Annotated in this window: 17 protein-coding genes; 10 read left to right on the plus strand and 7 right to left on the minus strand. The window is 61.6% G+C overall.

Annotated features, from left to right (window positions below; translation table 11 throughout):
* Window positions 1-47 precede the first annotated feature (47 nt).
* From NKG99_RS04360 to NKG99_RS04380, 5 genes are all read right to left on the minus strand, one after another.
* A complete protein-coding gene (locus tag NKG99_RS04360; protein ID WP_352864555.1) occupies window positions 48-197 on the minus strand; it encodes a hypothetical protein in 150 nt (49 codons plus the stop codon).
* A 99-nt stretch (window positions 198-296) separates the two neighbouring features.
* Window positions 297-764, minus strand: a complete 468-nt coding sequence (locus NKG99_RS04365) for a YbhB/YbcL family Raf kinase inhibitor-like protein (protein ID WP_352864557.1) — start codon at window positions 762-764, stop codon at window positions 297-299.
* A gap of 55 nt (window positions 765-819) precedes the next feature.
* Window positions 820-1062 carry a hypothetical protein gene (locus tag NKG99_RS04370; RefSeq protein ID WP_352864558.1) on the minus strand — a complete coding sequence of 81 codons (243 nt, stop codon included), beginning with the start codon at window positions 1060-1062 and terminating at the stop codon, window positions 820-822.
* Window positions 1063-1093: 31 nt separating this feature from the next.
* Window positions 1094-1300 carry a hypothetical protein gene (locus NKG99_RS04375; RefSeq protein WP_352864559.1) on the minus strand — a complete coding sequence of 69 codons (207 nt, stop codon included), beginning with the start codon at window positions 1298-1300 and terminating at the stop codon, window positions 1094-1096.
* An 80-nt stretch (window positions 1301-1380) separates the two neighbouring features.
* Window positions 1381-3372, minus strand: coding sequence for a protein-L-isoaspartate(D-aspartate) O-methyltransferase (locus NKG99_RS04380; RefSeq protein WP_352864561.1), 1992 nt, complete (start codon window positions 3370-3372; stop codon window positions 1381-1383).
* Between the two features lie 315 nt (window positions 3373-3687).
* Between NKG99_RS04380 and NKG99_RS04385 the strand changes: the two genes are divergently transcribed.
* The 7 genes from NKG99_RS04385 (at window position 3688) to NKG99_RS04415 (ending at window position 12347) form a co-directional block, all read left to right on the plus strand.
* Entirely contained in the window at window positions 3688-6099 is a 2412-nt protein-coding gene (locus NKG99_RS04385) for a phosphoketolase family protein (protein ID WP_352864563.1), read from the plus strand.
* Window positions 6096-7283 carry an acetate/propionate family kinase gene (locus tag NKG99_RS04390; protein ID WP_352864564.1) on the plus strand — a complete coding sequence of 396 codons (1188 nt, stop codon included), beginning with the start codon at window positions 6096-6098 and terminating at the stop codon, window positions 7281-7283. The genes NKG99_RS04385 and NKG99_RS04390 overlap by 4 nt, the downstream gene beginning before the upstream one ends.
* A 167-nt stretch (window positions 7284-7450) precedes the next feature.
* The gene (locus NKG99_RS04395) at window positions 7451-8455 is read left to right on the plus strand and encodes a L,D-transpeptidase family protein (protein WP_352864565.1); all 1005 of its coding nucleotides are present in this window, start codon (window positions 7451-7453) and stop codon (window positions 8453-8455) included.
* A gap of 217 nt (window positions 8456-8672) precedes the next feature.
* Window positions 8673-9740 (plus strand): type III polyketide synthase, encoded by a 1068-nt coding sequence (locus tag NKG99_RS04400; protein ID WP_352864568.1) that lies wholly within the window; start codon window positions 8673-8675, stop codon window positions 9738-9740.
* A complete protein-coding gene (locus NKG99_RS04405; protein ID WP_352864570.1) occupies window positions 9737-10453 on the plus strand; it encodes a methyltransferase domain-containing protein in 717 nt (238 codons plus the stop codon). The genes NKG99_RS04400 and NKG99_RS04405 overlap by 4 nt, the downstream gene beginning before the upstream one ends.
* Window positions 10454-10455: 2 nt before the next feature.
* Window positions 10456-11706, plus strand: a complete 1251-nt coding sequence (locus tag NKG99_RS04410; RefSeq protein ID WP_352864571.1) for an NAD(P)/FAD-dependent oxidoreductase — start codon at window positions 10456-10458, stop codon at window positions 11704-11706.
* Between the two features lie 176 nt (window positions 11707-11882).
* Window positions 11883-12347: a DUF2231 domain-containing protein gene (locus NKG99_RS04415; RefSeq protein WP_352864573.1), complete on the plus strand. Its 465-nt coding sequence runs from the start codon at window positions 11883-11885 to the stop codon at window positions 12345-12347.
* A gap of 115 nt (window positions 12348-12462) precedes the next feature.
* On the opposite strand, the gene NKG99_RS04420 is transcribed toward NKG99_RS04415, so the two are convergent.
* The gene (locus NKG99_RS04420) at window positions 12463-12642 is read right to left on the minus strand and encodes a hypothetical protein (protein WP_352864575.1); all 180 of its coding nucleotides are present in this window, start codon (window positions 12640-12642) and stop codon (window positions 12463-12465) included.
* A 118-nt stretch (window positions 12643-12760) separates the two neighbouring features.
* Here NKG99_RS04420 and NKG99_RS04425 point away from each other — a divergent pair, with 118 nt between their 5' ends.
* Window positions 12761-13675 carry an isocitrate lyase/PEP mutase family protein gene (locus tag NKG99_RS04425; RefSeq protein ID WP_352864577.1) on the plus strand — a complete coding sequence of 305 codons (915 nt, stop codon included), beginning with the start codon at window positions 12761-12763 and terminating at the stop codon, window positions 13673-13675.
* Window positions 13676-13699: 24 nt separating this feature from the next.
* Here the strand turns inward: NKG99_RS04425 and NKG99_RS04430 are convergent, their stop codons facing one another.
* The gene (locus tag NKG99_RS04430; RefSeq protein WP_352864654.1) at window positions 13700-13921 is read right to left on the minus strand and encodes a KTSC domain-containing protein; all 222 of its coding nucleotides are present in this window, start codon (window positions 13919-13921) and stop codon (window positions 13700-13702) included.
* 11 nt (window positions 13922-13932) lie between these two features.
* On the opposite strand from NKG99_RS04430, the gene NKG99_RS04435 reads away from it, so the two are divergent.
* Both NKG99_RS04435 and NKG99_RS04440 read left to right on the plus strand, forming a co-directional pair.
* A complete protein-coding gene (locus NKG99_RS04435) occupies window positions 13933-14415 on the plus strand; it encodes an alpha-ketoglutarate-dependent dioxygenase AlkB (RefSeq protein WP_352864578.1) in 483 nt (160 codons plus the stop codon).
* Window positions 14416-14643: 228 nt separating this feature from the next.
* The gene (locus NKG99_RS04440; RefSeq protein ID WP_352864580.1) at window positions 14644-15096 is read left to right on the plus strand and encodes a hypothetical protein; all 453 of its coding nucleotides are present in this window, start codon (window positions 14644-14646) and stop codon (window positions 15094-15096) included.
* Window positions 15097-15101 lie beyond the last annotated feature (5 nt).

A 15101-nucleotide genomic window follows, 5' to 3' on the forward strand; every position in this document is an offset into this window, starting at 1 on the left:
CGTCGCGTGCCCGCAACCGCGCGATTCCCGACCGCCCCATTTCCGGATCAGCGCCTGTCCTGGCGATACAGCCGGTCGGTTGCGCGGTCACGTTCCCTGCTTTCGGCGGGGCCGGGGCGGCGGCGTGTCAGCACGACATAGGCCATCAGCAGGATCAGCAACAGTGGCCCGCCGGCCACGACAATCAAACATGACACATCTCCTTTCCCGAACAAACGGGAAGGAGAAGAACTGTTCCGTTCACGCCGACATCGACCACGCGATCCGGGTTCCTTCCACCGGCTTCATGCAACCCATCAAATCCGTTCGTATGTTCCGACGAGTTCTGCTTGCTCGATCAGATGTTTTTGCGCTTCCTGCCAGATACGCTGGATGCCGGCGCTTGCCGGGATAGCAAGGTTTGGCGTGTCGAGCGCGGCCAGCTTGAAATGATAGTGATGGACGCCGTGTCCGACCGGCGGTTCAGGGCCGTCATAATAGGCATTGCCGAAATCGTTCGTCGCCTGCCTGAGGGCCTGCGGACCCGGCTTGCCGCTTGCCGCTTCGGGAAGTTCCTGGGTGTCGGGGGACATGTTGAACACCGCCCAATGGCCGAACGTTCCGCTCGGTGCATCCGGATCCTGGACGATGAGAACAAGGCTTCTCGTATCATTCGGGACCCCCGACCACTTCAGCGGCGGAGATACGTTTTTGCCATCCCGCGTATATCTTTCGGGGATTTTTGCGCCTTCGGCAAAGGCGGAACTGCTGAGCGTGAGTGGCATGAGTTGCTCCTTCGGAAGACAATTGCTACGCGGATATCGGCGCATGGGGCCGACCTCAACGACCTCCCCGATGCTTGTTGTGAGAGCTTTCCTGGTTCTCTCCGCGGATGATGTTCCGATCATCGGGGTCGGCAATATCCCTCAGCTTGGGCCTGAGGTTGTCCTGCCGCGAGGCTGCGCGCTCAGCGTCGCTCTTTCCCAGCTCCGTCTTCGCGTCGAAGTCCTTGCCGGCATTCTTCGTATTCTCGCGCTTTTCGATTACGCGAAGGCTTTGCTCGTGGGTTTTGTTTCCGGCCATCGATAGCCTCCTTTCTCGTGCGGTTCGGGCGCTACTTGTTCGTCCGTATTTTCTGCCTTGGATTGATTCCGCCGGCGGCCGTCGTGTCGTTCTCGACGTCGCCCTCGATAGTGTTTTCGCCTTCAAGGTAGAGCTCATCGCCTTCCTTGATCGTGCCCTTGGAGGTTCCGATGCCCGGATTGTTCACCAGGTCGGCATCGCTCGGCTTTTTCCACTTTGGATGTTTGCTTGTGCTCATGAGACAACTCCTTCGAGGGTTCCGGTTTCAAAACCCAAGGCCGGCCGAAATGTTCCGAGCCATTCGCTGTTCGCCGACGGCTAAAGTCCGAACGGATAGGTGTCGGGAACGCCAGCTCTTGCATGCTCCGGGCCAAGCGGAGTTACCGCGGTGGTTTTGTCGAACCACACGAAGGCGTCGAATTGCTGGGGTAGGGAAACGTCGGCATAATGGCTGCGCAATTCGGTTTCCGGCCGATAGATCACCCCGATGAAGCGTTCCAGCCTGCGTTCCAGGAGCCGCTCGCGCAGCGCCTCGTCGCGCTTCAGGTCGAGCAGAAAACGCGGAACGCCGCAGTCATGGCAAAGCCGCTCGTAGCTGTCGGCGTGTGAAGGCCGCACCTGCTTCACCCTCATCTCGCCGTCCCAGTCGGAGGCGGCGGCCACGGTGCCGGAATGCGTGCCCAGACCGATCAGGGCTGCCCTGTCGCCGAACCGTTGCCGGCAAAGCTGGCCGATATTCAGTTCGTCCCGGACGACGCCCATTTCGGTATAACGGGCATCTCCGATATGGGAATTGTGCGCCCAAACAACCGCCTTGGAATTCGGTCCGTTGGCGTCCAGCAGATGTTCCAGCGTTTCGAACATATGCGTGTCACGCAGGTTCCAGGATTGCGCGCCACCATAGTACATGATCCGGTAATAACGTTCGGCGGAGGCTATCAGCCGGGCGTTCTGAGCGGCATCGAGAAAGTCGCTGCCGTCCCGTCGGGCATAGTCCAGTTGCCTGGCGAGCAGGTCTCGACATTGTTCGAGAACCGCCTGCTCGCATTCCCGGTAGCCAGAGGTCAGCGCCGCACGGCCGTAGGTGGACGGTTCGTTTTGCCACGGGGTCAGGCAGCCATAGCGCTCGCGCGCGATCTTCGCTGCCTGCGGATCAACCCGGTCAAGATATTCGAGAACCGCGGCTATGGACCCGCTCATATTGTAGATGTCGAGACCGTAGAATCCTGCTTGCCTGGATGGCTCGAGCTTTTCGTTGTGGTCGCGCATCCAGCCGGTGAAGGCCGCAACGTCGGTGTTGCGCCACATCCAGGTCGGGAACCGCTGGAATGGCGCGCTGACACCGGCTCGTGGCTCGCGATGACGAACATAGCGGTCGATGGCCGCGGCATCGGGCCAATCGGCTTCGACCGCAACAATTGTGAAACCGTGCTTGTCGACGAGCCGGCGGGTGATCGCCGCGCGCGCCTTGTAGAACTCCGACGTGCCATGGCTTGCTTCGCCAAGCAGAACGACGCGCCGGTCGGCGAACCGATCGAACAATTCGCCGAAGGCGGGGTCGTCGAAATCCGGAAGCGGCTCGGCCGCCATTGCGATCATATCGGGCAGACTGGCGGGATGCGGATGCCGGAGCGGACGACCGACCTCGACGATTTCGCCACTCTCGGGCCAGCCTTGCTCGCCGATGAGAGGGACGAACCGCACGCCGCCGAAATCCTCCTCGCTGTAGGCTGCAGCGCCCGTTCGGGTGACCTTGAGCAGGCGTTGCGAATTCAGATCGTCACCGACCGGAATGACGAGCCTGCCGCCGACATCCAGTTGTTCCTGCAGGGCGAGCGGCGCGCCGGGTCCGCTGGCCGTCACCACGATGGCGTCGTAGGGCGCTGCCTCCGGCCAGCCCTTGGTGCCGTCGCCGGTCCTGACCGCGATGTTCTCGTAGCCAAGTCTCTCAAACCGACGCTTCGCGGTTTCGGCCAATCCGGGATGACGCTCGATCGTGTAGACCTGTTCGACGATCCGGCTCATCACGGCCGCCGCATAGCCGGAGCCGGTGCCAATCTCCAGTACGTGGTCACCAGCCTTGACGTCCGCCAGCTCGATCATGAGCGCGACGATGTAGGGTTGCGATATCGTCTGTCCATCAGCGATGGGCAGTGGTCCGTCCTCATAAGCGAATTCTTCGAAGCCGGGATCGACGAAAGCCTCGCGCGGAACTTCCCGCATGGCCTGCAGGATCTCGCGACTGCGGATGCCACGCCGGGCGAGATGAACATTGACCATCCGGTCGCGAGCACTGGGAAGATCGAGCATTTTCAGCTCCCTTGGCGGCCGCTTGTCCGCGATTGTTCAAGGATATCCTTCGTCTTTGGCCGGTGAGCCACGTCCTCTGCCTTCAGCGGCTCTCCCGGCTCATGCCTCTAACCGCTGGAGGGCCTCAAAGTTCCTTCCGTATTTGCAGGACAAGTCCACCTGACCCGCTGGAGACGCCGACTGGTTCTTGCTTGCCCAAGCGTCGCCTCGGCATTGCTTCGAGCGCCATCGCCAATTTGGGCTTGCTCAGGCGCGAAGTCGCTCCAGTTATCTCCAGCGAACCGATGCTGGAAAACCGATGCTGGAGACTGGGCGATGAACGACAAGGCTGCCGCGACGACGCAGGCGATCAGCCTCGAACGGATCGATCTCATGAACCGCTACTGGAGCGCCGCGAATTACATCTCGGTTGGCCAGATTTATCTGCTCGACAATCCGCTGCTGCGCCAACCCTTGAAAGCCGAACACGTCAAGCCTCGGCTGCTCGGCCATTGGGGTACGACGCCGGGCCTCAATTTCCTCTATTTGCATCTGAATCGAATTATCCGTGAGCGTGATCTCGATGTGCTGTTTATCTGCGGTCCAGGACATGGCGGTCCGGCAATGGTCGCCAATACATGGCTAGAGGGCACCTATGGGGAGATCTACCCCGATATCGGCCAAGGCGAAGACGGCCTGAGAAAACTGTTCCGCCAATTTTCCTTTCCAGGCGGGGTGCCAAGTCATGTGGCGCCCGAAACGCCCGGCTCCATTCATGAGGGCGGCGAACTCGGATATGCCCTGGTCCATGCTTTCGGCGCGGCGTTCGACAATCCGGATCTGGTGGTTGCCTGCGTGGTTGGCGACGGCGAGGCCGAAACCGGTCCGCTCGCGGCAGCTTGGCATTCCAACAAGTTCCTGAACCCAGCCTCGGACGGCGCGGTGCTGCCAATCCTTCATCTCAATGGCTACAAGATCGCCAACCCGACGATCCTCGGCCGCATGGATGACCAGGAGCTGCGCAACCTCTTCACCGGCTACGGCTACGAACCGTTCTTTGTCGAAGGCCATGAGCCGGTCGCCATGCACCAGGCGATGGCCAAGACGCTCGACAGTGTGCTCGATCGGATCCGTTCCATCCAGGAACAGGCGCGAGGTCCGGGATGGCGTGGCGAACGTCCGCAGTGGCCGATGATCGTCCTGCGCAGCCCCAAGGGCTGGACTGGGCCGAAGGAGGTCGATGGCGAAAAAGTCGAGGGTTTCTGGCGCTCGCACCAAGTGCCGGTATCGAATGCCCGCGGCAATGAAGAGCACCGCAAGATCCTCGAGACCTGGATGCGAAGCTACGAACCGGAAAAACTGTTCGATAAGGATGGACATCTGCTGCCCGAACTCGCGGCCCTTGCCCCAACTGGAACAAAGCGCATGGGCGCAACTCCGTATGCGAATGGCGGGTTGTTGAAGCGCGACCTGGCGCTGCCGGACTGGAAAAGCCTGGCGCTCGAAGTGCCTCGGCCCGGAGGCGTCATTGCCGAGGCGACACGGATTTGTGGTGGCTATCTTCGCGAGGTCTTTCGCCTTAACGCCAAAGCGCGGAATTTCCGGCTGATGGGACCGGACGAGACGTCTTCCAATCGCCTTGACGATGTGTTCGAGGTCACGGAACGGATCTGGATGGAACGCATCGAACCGTACGACGTCCATCTTTCCCGCGACGGCCGTGTCATGGAAGTGCTCAGCGAGCATCTTTGCCAGGGTTGGCTGGAAGGCTATCTGCTGACCGGCCGCCACGGTCTGTTCTCATGTTACGAGGCGTTCATTCACATCGTCGACTCTATGGTCAACCAGCACGCGAAATGGTTGAAGACCTCTGGCGAGCTCGCCTGGCGCAAGCCGATCGCTTCACTCAATTACCTGCTGACCTCTCATGTCTGGCGCCAGGATCACAATGGCTTCAGTCATCAGGACCCGGGCTTCGCCGACTTTGTCGCCAACAAGAAGGCCGACACGGTCAGGCTCTATTTCCCGCCGGATGCCAACACGCTGCTGTGGATCACCGACCATTGCCTGAGGACCTACAACCGCATCAACGTCATCACCGCCGGCAAGCAGCCGACGCCGCAGTGGCTGTCCATCGAAGACGCTGAAGCGCACTGCAAGGCCGGTGCGGGCATCTGGGAATGGGCCGGCACGGTTTCACAAGGCGAGGAGCCGGATGTGGTCCTCGCCTGTGCCGGCGATGTGCCGGCGCTGGAGACGCTGGCCGCGACGGACATTCTTCGCTCTGCAATCCCCGACCTGAAAATCCGCGTCGTCAACGTTGTCGACCTGATGACGTTGCAGTCGAATACCGAGCATCCGCACGGCCTCACCGACCAGGCTTTCGACGCGCTGTTCACGAAAACAAGGCCGGTGATTTTTGCCTACCACGGCTATCCCTATCTCATCCACCGCCTTACCTACCGTCGTGCCAATCATGACAACATGCATGTGCACGGCTTTCGCGAGGAGGGCACCACGACGACGCCATTCGACATGGTGGTGCTCAACGAACTCGATCGCTACCACCTCGCACTTGCCGCGATCGCACGCGTGCCGGGCTTGGCCGAAAGAGCGGAAAGCCTCGCCGGCGAACTGCGCGGCAGACTGGCCAAGCACAAGGCCTATGTCCGCGAGCACGGCGAAGACATGCCCGAGATCCAGAAATGGACTTGGCCGGCTCCGAACGGGGCAAAGGCTGGTCGATGAGGCAGTCGATCCTGGCGCTGAATGCCGGCTCGTCCAGCGTCAAGTTCGCGCTATACGATCTAGGCTCGTCGGATGGCCAGCAACTCGTCTCGCGCGGCACTCTGGATCTGGGCGACGCGCTCAGACTGATCGCGAAAGCGGCCGATGGAACAGTGCAGTGCGATAGGCAGTTCACAGCGGACGATCCGCATGGCGCGGGGATTGGCGAAATACTGAGTTTGGTGCAGGGCGAACTTGGTGGAAGAAAACTGATCTGTGTCGGCCACCGTATCGTGCATGGCGCAAACGAGTTCAGCAAACCTGTCCGTCTGACGCCCGCTAACATTGGGGCCTTGGACAGGCTGACCGCACTCGCGCCTTTGCATCAGCCTCGCAGTCTCGCGCCAGTTCGCGCGATAGCTGCATTGCAACCGGATCTGCCACAGGTCGGATGTTTCGATACCGCGTTCCACCAGACGATCGATCCGCTCGTGCGGCGCTTTGCCCTGCCGCAAAAATATGAACGGGAAGGACTGCGGCGCTACGGATTTCATGGCCTCTCCTACGAATATATTGCTGGGCGGCTGAGCGAGATATCGCCCGCGCTCGCGGCGAAACGGACAATCGTCGCTCATCTCGGCAATGGGGCAAGCCTTTGCGCTCTGCGCGAGGGCAAAAGCGTCGATACGACGATGGGCTTTTCGGCACTGGATGGTCTTGTCATGGGTACGCGTTGCGGCACCATCGATCCCGGCGTGCTGTTGTATTTCCTGCTGGAGAGGGGCATGGCAGCGGACGAGTTGCAGACAATGCTCTACGAGAAATCCGGACTGCTCGGCGTGTCCGGCATTTCGGGCGACATGCGCACGCTGGAGGCGAGCAGCAACCGTCGCGCCCGCGAGGCGATCGAGCTTTTCGCCTTCCGCGCCGCGCGGGAAGCATCCGCGCTCGCAAACACGATGGGTGGTCTCGAATGCCTCGTGTTCACCGCCGGTATCGGCGAAAGGTCATCATCCATCCGCAAGAAGATATCCGAAAAATTGACGTGGCTCGGCGTGGCGCTCGACGAGCCGGCCAATGACGCCCACGCCGAGATCGTCAGCCATCCGGACAGCAAGGTGGAAGTGCGTGTGATTGCGACTGACGAGGAAAGCGTCATCGCGCGCCATAGCCGCGCGGTAATGCAGGCCGGGTCCGCAACTTAAGGCGAGCAAGCTGGCTTCTGCTCACCTTGGGAACCAGCCTTGCCGTGCTTTCGCACGAGGTCCTTGGCAAGCAAGCCCGCCGTCGTGCGTCTGTCAGCAAAGGGAACCAGATAGGGCGTGCCGCGTCATAGAGGCAGAGTTCTGTCGCAGTCCAGGGAGTGACATCGATGATCAGGCTCCTTCTTGTCGCCGCCGCGGCGCTCGTCCTCGCATGCGGCGGGACGAAGGCGGCCAAGCTGGACCCAACCACTGTCAATCAGGCCCAATTCGCTGCCGGCGAGCCGAAGGGCATCGATCCGACAGTCCTGAAGGCGCAGATTCTCCTGGATCGCGCCCGTTTCTCGCCGGGCCTGATCGACGGCCGTCTGTCAGAGAATTTCGCCAAGGCGGTTAGCGCCTTTCAGACCGCGAACGGATTCCGGGCCGACGGCAAGCTCACTCAGGAGACCTGGGACAAGCTCGTGGCAAATTCCACCGGTCCGGTCCTGGTAAGCTATGAGGTAACGTCCAAGGATATACACGGACCTTTCACCAGGCGCATTCCGGCTCGCATGGAGAAGATGGCCCACTTGCGGCGGCTCGGCTATCACAACGCGGTGGAGAAGCTGGCGGAGCGCTTCCATATCAGCGAACAATTGCTCAGAGAGCTCAATCCGAGCATCGGCTTCAGGAAGGCCGGCACGATGTTGGTGGTACCCGATGTCGGCCGGGGCGATCGTCCTGACGCCGTTGCCGCCATCGAGGTCGACAAGGGCGCCCGTCTGGTGCGTGTGCTCGATGCATCCGGCAAATGGCTCGCAGTCTATCCCGCCTCGATCGGCAGCGACGAAAAGCCGGCGCCGAGCGGTACGGCGGAAGTCGAACGCGTGGTGCATAACCCCACCTATCATTACGATCCGGACTTCGCCTTCAAGGGAGTGAGGACCAAGCGGCCCTTCACCATCGCCGCGGGGCCCAACAATCCCGTGGGATCGGTCTGGATCGACCTCTCGGTCGAAAGCTACGGCATTCACGGCACGCCCGAACCCGGCAGGATCGGCACGACCTTCTCGCATGGCTGCATCCGGCTGACCAACTGGGATGCCGAAGACCTCGCTGCCATGGTGCGGAAGGGCACGAAAGTTAACTTCAAGGACGAGATGGCCGACGCTGGCGACACGCGGCCGCGGTAGCGTTCGCCAGCCGCGACACCGACATGGAAGCGCACGGTCCCCGATTGCGGGACCAGTATGGTGTCCGTTGGCGGTGCGGTCGCCCGGGATGAAATCGGCTCTATGAAGCGTTCATGGAATAGGCAACGCTCAAACCAGTCGCGTTAACACTGGTGCCATTGAGCAAGACCACTCGGGCATCCGCGCCATGCAGCGCGCGGAGCCCTGGGAGACGGAAATGCCCGCTAGCGCCTATATCAACCGGATTGCGACAGCGGTTCCTGAACATGAGGTTCATCGGTTCTATCTGCGGTTCGCGGCCTCCATGCTCGCCGCCAATCACCGCAGGGTATTCGAACGCATGGCCGGCCTCGCCGGCATCGAGAGCCGCTATTCCTGCTTTGCACCTGCTCTCGACCCGGAAGGGCCATCCGCCGACCTTGGCGGAACCTTCATTCGCGGCGCGTTTCCAGGAACGGCCGCGAGAATGGCGATGTTTGGCGAGGCCGCCCCTGTGCTGGCGCAAAAAGCCGTCGACGGGCTGCACCTTGGCGACGGGGCGTCGCGTATCACCCATCTCATCGTCACCACCTGCACCGGATTTTCCGCGCCCGGCATCGACTTGGATCTGGTTAAACGCTGCGGCCTGCCGGACGGCATCGAACGCACGATGATCGGGTTCATGGGCTGCTACGCGGCGATCAACGGCCTCAAGCTTGCCCGCCACATCGTCAGGTCGGATCCGCGGGCCAGGGTCCTGCTGGTCAATATCGAGCTCTGCACTTTGCATCTCAGGGAAAGCCCCGAACTGGAAAAGCTGCTGTCCTTCTGCCTCTGGGGGGATGGCTGCGCGGCAACTCTTGTCACCGCCGAGCCGCCCGGCATTGAACTCGACAGCTTTCATTGCATGGTCGCGGATGAGCGGCGCGACCTGATGAGATGGGATATTCGCGACCACGGCTTCGACATGGTTCTCTCCGGCCAGGTGCCGACGGCGATCCAAGACGTGTTGCGAAGCAACCAGGATGCCTTTCTCGGCGACCGGCCACCGGACGCGATCGACCTCTGGGCCGTGCACCCGGGCGGACGTTCGGTTCTCGATGCCGTCGAGAGGGCGCTGAAACTCGATCCCGCCGCGCTAACGCCATCGCGCGAGGTGCTGCGCCGATATGGTAACATGTCGTCGGCGACGGTGATGTTCGTGATGGAAGAAATGCTGAAGGCCCCATCCGGACTGCTCGGCTGCGGTATGTCGTTTGGACCCGGATTGACGGCCGAAACCATGCTTTTTCGAACCGTGTCATGAACGCGCTCAGTCACCGCAGCGTCGTCCCGGAAATCCTCGACGGACTTGCGGCCGAGGACCCACGGGCGCTGGCCTCGCGGCGCGACCTCCGTTGGATCAATGCGTTGATGTTTCAGGCGCCGATCATGGCGTCTTTGCTCAGGAAATTCCTGCCGAGACCGCCGCGCCGCATATTGGAGATCGGCGCCGGCGACGGCACCTTCGTGCTCAAGCTCGGAAGGCGATTGGCACGGCACTGGCCCGAGGTAGAGCTGACCTTGCTCGACCGCGTCGGCCTCGCCAGCACCGGAATCCTCGCCGAATTCACCAGACTGGGATGGAGCACCGAAGTCATCACCGCTGACGTCTTCGACTGGGCCGAAGGGACCCGGGGCGAGCGGTTCGACGCGATCACCGTCAATCTGTTCCTGCATCATTTCGACGATGTCGAACTCGTGCGTCTGTTTTCACTGCTGGCGTGGAAAGCCCCGCTGCTCCTGGCGACGGAGCCGCTGAGGGCAAGGTTCGCGCTGGCCGCGACCCGTCTTCTCCCGGCGATCGGCGCCAACGACGTCACGCGACATGACGCAGCTCAGAGCGTGCGCGCCGGCTTTCGTGGCAGAGAGCTTTCCGACCTCTGGCTTGCGGCCGGCGGCAGGCCACTCGAGGAGCGGCGTGCCGGTCCCTTTTCGCACGTCTTCGTCGGCGCCAGCGCCCATGCCGGCTGGGGATGACCATGAGGCGACCATCCACCCACGATGCGATTGTCATCGGGGCCGGCCCCGCGGGCACCTCGCTGGCGCTGCTGCTGGCCCGGCGCGGATGGGCCGTGGCGATCGTGGAAAAGAAAATGTTCCCGCGCCGCAAGGTGTGCGGCGAATTCATCTCGGCAAGCAATCTGGCGCTTCTCGACCGGTTGGAGATCGGCGCGGCCTGGCGCGCCAATGCTGGCCCTGAAATCCGCCGCGTCGGCTTCTTTTCCGGCGCGACTTGCATCGAGGCGCCGATGCCGGGTGTAAAATACGGGCCTCCTGTAAAAGACGCCTTCGGCCGGGCGCTGGGCCGGGACATGCTGGATTTTCTACTGCTGCGGGCGGCGCGATCGGCAGGCGCGGAAATCTTCCAGCCTTGCCGCGCTGTCGCCATTGATCAGGATGGCGACATGCAAGCGGTGCGAATTCAGGCAAAAGACGAGAATTCCGGGTACGAAACGACAATCTTGCGGGCTCCGGTGGTCGTCGCCGCGCATGGTTCCTGGGAACCGGGGCCGCTGCCAAGCCAGCTCGAAAAGGCCAGCCACCCGTCGGACCTGCTCGGCTTCAAGGCGCACTTCACCGGGTCGTCACTCGCGCCTGATCTGATGCCTCTGCTGATATTTCCTGGCGGCTATGGCGGCATGGTCCTGGCCGATCATGGCCGACTTTCGATCTCCTGCTGCCTAAGGCGTGACATGCTCGCGCGGCTGCGCAGGACCCGTGGCTCCGAACCTGATGACCCCCGGCAGGATGGCCATCCGTCGGCCGCCGACGCGGTCTTTCGCTATCTCATGACTTCCTGCCGGGGTGTGAGCGATGCTCTTGATGGGGCTAGCCTAGACGGTCCGTGGCTTGCAGCCGGCCCGATCCGGCCTGGCATCCGCGCCTGTTATGAAAACGATATCTTCCGTGTCGGCAATGCCGCCGGGGAGTCTCATCCAATCATCGCCGAAGGCATCTCGATGGCACTTCAGTCAAGCTGGCTGCTAGCCATGGAACTCGCTGATGCGCCAAGCGACCGGGCAGGGCGCGAAGGTGCCGGCAGACGCTACCAGGCCGCCTGGAGAGGACTGTTTTCGACGCGTGTCTACGCGGCCGCGGCCCTCGCCGGAATGGCCGCGCGTCCCGGAGGCGCGGCATTGATAGGCGCGGCTGTCCGGAGTTTTCCGCGAGCACTGACACTGGGCGCACATATGAGCGGCAAGACGAGGGCGATCCCCGGTCTTGGGTGATCCGCGCTGCGGCTCCGTTCACGGCATAGTCCGAGCAAGGTTATGGAACATTCCATCGGAACCAGCGTTTTACCAAGGTTTTGAGGTTATTTGCCTCGTCGCTGCGTGCTTTTTTAGATAGTTCACCGAAATCCGACGTGGACGCGACACGCGCCACATTTGTTGGAGGCATCACGATGACCCATAACCCGCGCAGCACAGCCAGCGTCGCCGGCCATCCAATTCATCCCATGCTGATTCCGTTCCCTATCGCTTTTTTTGTTGCTACCTTCGTTTGCGACCTGATCTTCTGGCGAACAGGCAATCCGGGATGGGTCACCGGGTCATTGTGGCTTCTCGGAGCGGGCCTGATAATGGCGGCCCTGGCCGCTCTTGCCGGCCTGACCGACATTCTGGGTGACGTTCAGATCCGCAATCTCACAACGGCATGGCTTCATGCAGGGGGAAATATACTCGTCGTCCTGATCGAACTTTACAACTGGTACTCCCGATACGAACATGGGGAGGCGGCTGTGGTCCCCACCGGCCTGATCCTGTCATTGATAGTGGTTCTCATCCTGCTGTTTACAGGCTGGAAGGGATGGGAAATGGTCTATCGGCATCGCGTGGGAGTCGCTGACGGCTCGGACGAATTGCGCTGAACCGGCGCGGCTTGCAACCGGGATATCGTTGCAAGTGCCAGCCGCATCTCGACGCCCATGGTGAGGATGCTCGGGTCAATGTCATACGGAAGTTCGCCGGGAACCCTCGCAAGGCTCAGCGAAGGTGCTTGGCGATTTCGCCGGAGACCGCTGGTTCTACCTCACCATTGATCGTGATCTCAAACAGATGCAAACCGCCGGCCGGATCGGTACCCGCGAGCGCTTCCGGCAAATCCGCAAAGATCTTCCAGGTGAAGTGCCGCCCTTTACCTCCCACGGCACGTGCGAGCCCCATGAAATCGGGCGCTTTGACCGTGTCAGCTTCAGCGTTGCCACAATCTCGGCCCGAACACTCTCCCGAAAGCGCCTGGAACCTCGATCTATCGATCGCGTTTCCGACGGGAGGTTCGAAAATGGTCCGGCGTCTATCCTGGAAATCGATGATCGATCATAATGCGCCGCTGGTGTTGCCGTCGGCGGGCGACGCGCTGACGGCCCGGTTGATCGAGCGCGCCGGATTCCCGGCCTATCAGATCGGCGGGTTCGCCATGGTCGCGGCCATGCACGCGGTTCCCGACATCGATCTCGAACAGTTTGGCGAAAAGCATGCCAGGGCACGTGAGATCGTCGAAGCTTCCGACCTGCCGGTGCTGATCGACGGCGACGATGGCTATGGCGACGTCAAGAATGTGACGCGCACCGTCAGGAGCTACGAGGCGATCGGTGCCTCGGCTCTGTTCATCGAGGACCAGAAGCCACCCAAACGCTGCGGCCACATGGCTGGCAAGGAGGTCGTTGCGCCGGAATTCATGGAGCAAAAGATTCGCGCCGCCGTCGCGGCACGCGCCGACCCGGTTTTCTTCCTGCTTGCCCGCACCGATGCGCGGCAGCCGCACGGGCTGCGCGATGCGATCGAGCGCGGCAAGCGCTATCTCGACGCCGGCGCCGATGGTGTCTACATCGAGGGGCCGACCAGCGTGGAGGAGCTGACCCAGGTCGGCGAGGCGTTCAGAAACGTTCCACTGGCCACGAGCATCCTGGAGCGCGGCGGCAAGACGCCCTGGCAATCGCCTGCCGAGTTGCATGAAATGGGCTACGACATGATCCTTTATCCGACGACGCTTTTGTTCCGCGCTGTCCATGCCCTGCAGCAGGCGCTCGACGATTTGCGGCAAGGCAAGCCGCTGGTGCCGGAAGCAAGCGTCGACCTCGCGGGCTTCGAGGACATCGTGCGCATGTCTGAATGGGCCGGCATCGAGAACCGTTTCATGGGTCAATCTCACGACGGCATGATAAAGAAAATCAAGCAGAAGCTGTCAGGACAGTGACCCCGCAGGCCCGGATCGAGCACTTCATTTCCCGACGGCCTGCCGTTCCCCAAAGCGGCGATATTTGTGACGATCACGAATGAATTCATTGAAGAAACGGCCTTTGGATGAGGCCTTTCTGAAAGCGGCGTAGGTTGCCGGGGCCACGTCCTCATAGTCATAGCGAATACCGCTCGGCACGAACCAGACGGAAAGGATCCTGGTCGCGGGGGCGTAGCTCGTGTCGCGGATCACAGTCGATGGCATGTCGGCACCCGATGTCACTCGGACAGAACCCGCTCGGGATTATCCGGTTCCACGGCGCGACGACCTGCCACGCGTTGATCGATATTCGAGGAAGCGCGATGCGGAATTCGGCAATCCACGCGACAGGTAGTAAGCCCCCGATACCTGATTTTCTGTTGTCTCTGCGCAAGAAGGTCGCGATCTTGGCTAGCCGGCCAGCCGAAGCTTTCGCGCAGGTGTTGATCAACGAGTACCAGCCTGGCGCTGGCATCGGCTGGCACCGCGACAAGCCTCATTTCGAAGACGTGGCGGGCGTTTCGCTGCTGGCGCCTTGCAGTTTCCGCCTCCGGCGAAAGAATGGAACCAGGTGGGATCGACAGACCATCCTCGTCGAGCCACGGTCGGCCTATCTCATGACCGGTCCCTCGCGCACGGAATGGGAGCACAGCATCCCGCCGCTTGCCGAGCACCGATATTCGATTACCTTGCGGACATTGCGCTCCCAAAATTCCTGACGCATCGCGCACTGGCCTTTCAGAATCCTGGGGCTCCGCGACCCGGCTCTCACGAGTCCTTGAACGCAAGCTGTTCCTCTTCAACGCGCTGGTGCACAGCCGCGACGTGACTTCCGCAATCCACCAGGCGCTCACCGGATTGCGGGTATCGGGCCTGGCCGCACGATTCAAAACCACCTTTCCAACCATACCGGATGCCCTAGCTGTCTCCTCGAGAGGAGACCGGATATGGCGATCTATGGTCTGAGAGTGATCAGCTTCATCTTCGTTGCATTGGCTTTCATCCCGGCCGGCGCGCATCTTTTCGCGATGTTCAACAAGATGAAGCTTGACGGGACGAGCTATCTGGCCGCGCAACGCGCCTATGATGGCTGGAGCCTGTTTGGCATCGTGGTGCTGGGGGCGTTACTCTCGACGGCTGCCCTGGCAGTTTTGCTTTACCGATCAGGCGGATCGTTTGGTTTGATCGTGGTCGCCTTTCTCAGCATCGGTGCCACGCAGTTTGCCTTCTGGACGCTGACTTATCCGATCAATCGGGCTACGCGGAATTGGACCATTCTGCCTGAAAACTGGGAGTTGCTCCGACGCCAATGGGAATATTCGCATGCCATCGCCGCGGGTCTCAATGCCTTGGCGCTGCTGCTGGTTTTCATATCGGCGCTTCGCACCGCGGAGCGCTGAGCAGC

The sequence above is a fragment of the Mesorhizobium sp. M1409 genome (assembly GCF_040317535.1).
Lineage (GTDB): Bacteria > Pseudomonadota > Alphaproteobacteria > Rhizobiales > Rhizobiaceae > Mesorhizobium.

Excerpts from the sequence above, each read along its gene's own strand:
- NKG99_RS04365 (WP_352864557.1), bottom strand. The coding sequence starts at position 764 with ATGCCACTCACGCTCAGCAGTTCCGCCTTTGCCGAAGGCGCAAAAATC.
- NKG99_RS04370 (WP_352864558.1), bottom strand. The coding sequence starts at position 1,062 with ATGGCCGGAAACAAAACCCACGAGCAAAGCCTTCGCGTAATCGAAAAG.
- NKG99_RS04375 (WP_352864559.1), bottom strand. The coding sequence starts at position 1,300 with ATGAGCACAAGCAAACATCCAAAGTGGAAAAAGCCGAGCGATGCCGAC.
- NKG99_RS04380 (WP_352864561.1), bottom strand. The coding sequence starts at position 3,372 with ATGCTCGATCTTCCCAGTGCTCGCGACCGGATGGTCAATGTTCATCTC.
- NKG99_RS04385 (WP_352864563.1), top strand. The coding sequence starts at position 3,688 with ATGAACGACAAGGCTGCCGCGACGACGCAGGCGATCAGCCTCGAACGG.
- NKG99_RS04390 (WP_352864564.1), top strand. The coding sequence starts at position 6,096 with ATGAGGCAGTCGATCCTGGCGCTGAATGCCGGCTCGTCCAGCGTCAAG.
- NKG99_RS04395 (WP_352864565.1), top strand. The coding sequence starts at position 7,451 with ATGATCAGGCTCCTTCTTGTCGCCGCCGCGGCGCTCGTCCTCGCATGC.
- NKG99_RS04400 (WP_352864568.1), top strand. The coding sequence starts at position 8,673 with ATGCCCGCTAGCGCCTATATCAACCGGATTGCGACAGCGGTTCCTGAA.
- NKG99_RS04405 (WP_352864570.1), top strand. The coding sequence starts at position 9,737 with ATGAACGCGCTCAGTCACCGCAGCGTCGTCCCGGAAATCCTCGACGGA.
- NKG99_RS04410 (WP_352864571.1), top strand. The coding sequence starts at position 10,456 with ATGAGGCGACCATCCACCCACGATGCGATTGTCATCGGGGCCGGCCCC.
- NKG99_RS04415 (WP_352864573.1), top strand. The coding sequence starts at position 11,883 with ATGACCCATAACCCGCGCAGCACAGCCAGCGTCGCCGGCCATCCAATT.
- NKG99_RS04420 (WP_352864575.1), bottom strand. The coding sequence starts at position 12,642 with ATGGGGCTCGCACGTGCCGTGGGAGGTAAAGGGCGGCACTTCACCTGG.
- NKG99_RS04425 (WP_352864577.1), top strand. The coding sequence starts at position 12,761 with ATGGTCCGGCGTCTATCCTGGAAATCGATGATCGATCATAATGCGCCG.
- NKG99_RS04430 (WP_352864654.1), bottom strand. The coding sequence starts at position 13,921 with ATGCCATCGACTGTGATCCGCGACACGAGCTACGCCCCCGCGACCAGG.
- NKG99_RS04435 (WP_352864578.1), top strand. The coding sequence starts at position 13,933 with ATGTCACTCGGACAGAACCCGCTCGGGATTATCCGGTTCCACGGCGCG.
- NKG99_RS04440 (WP_352864580.1), top strand. The coding sequence starts at position 14,644 with ATGGCGATCTATGGTCTGAGAGTGATCAGCTTCATCTTCGTTGCATTG.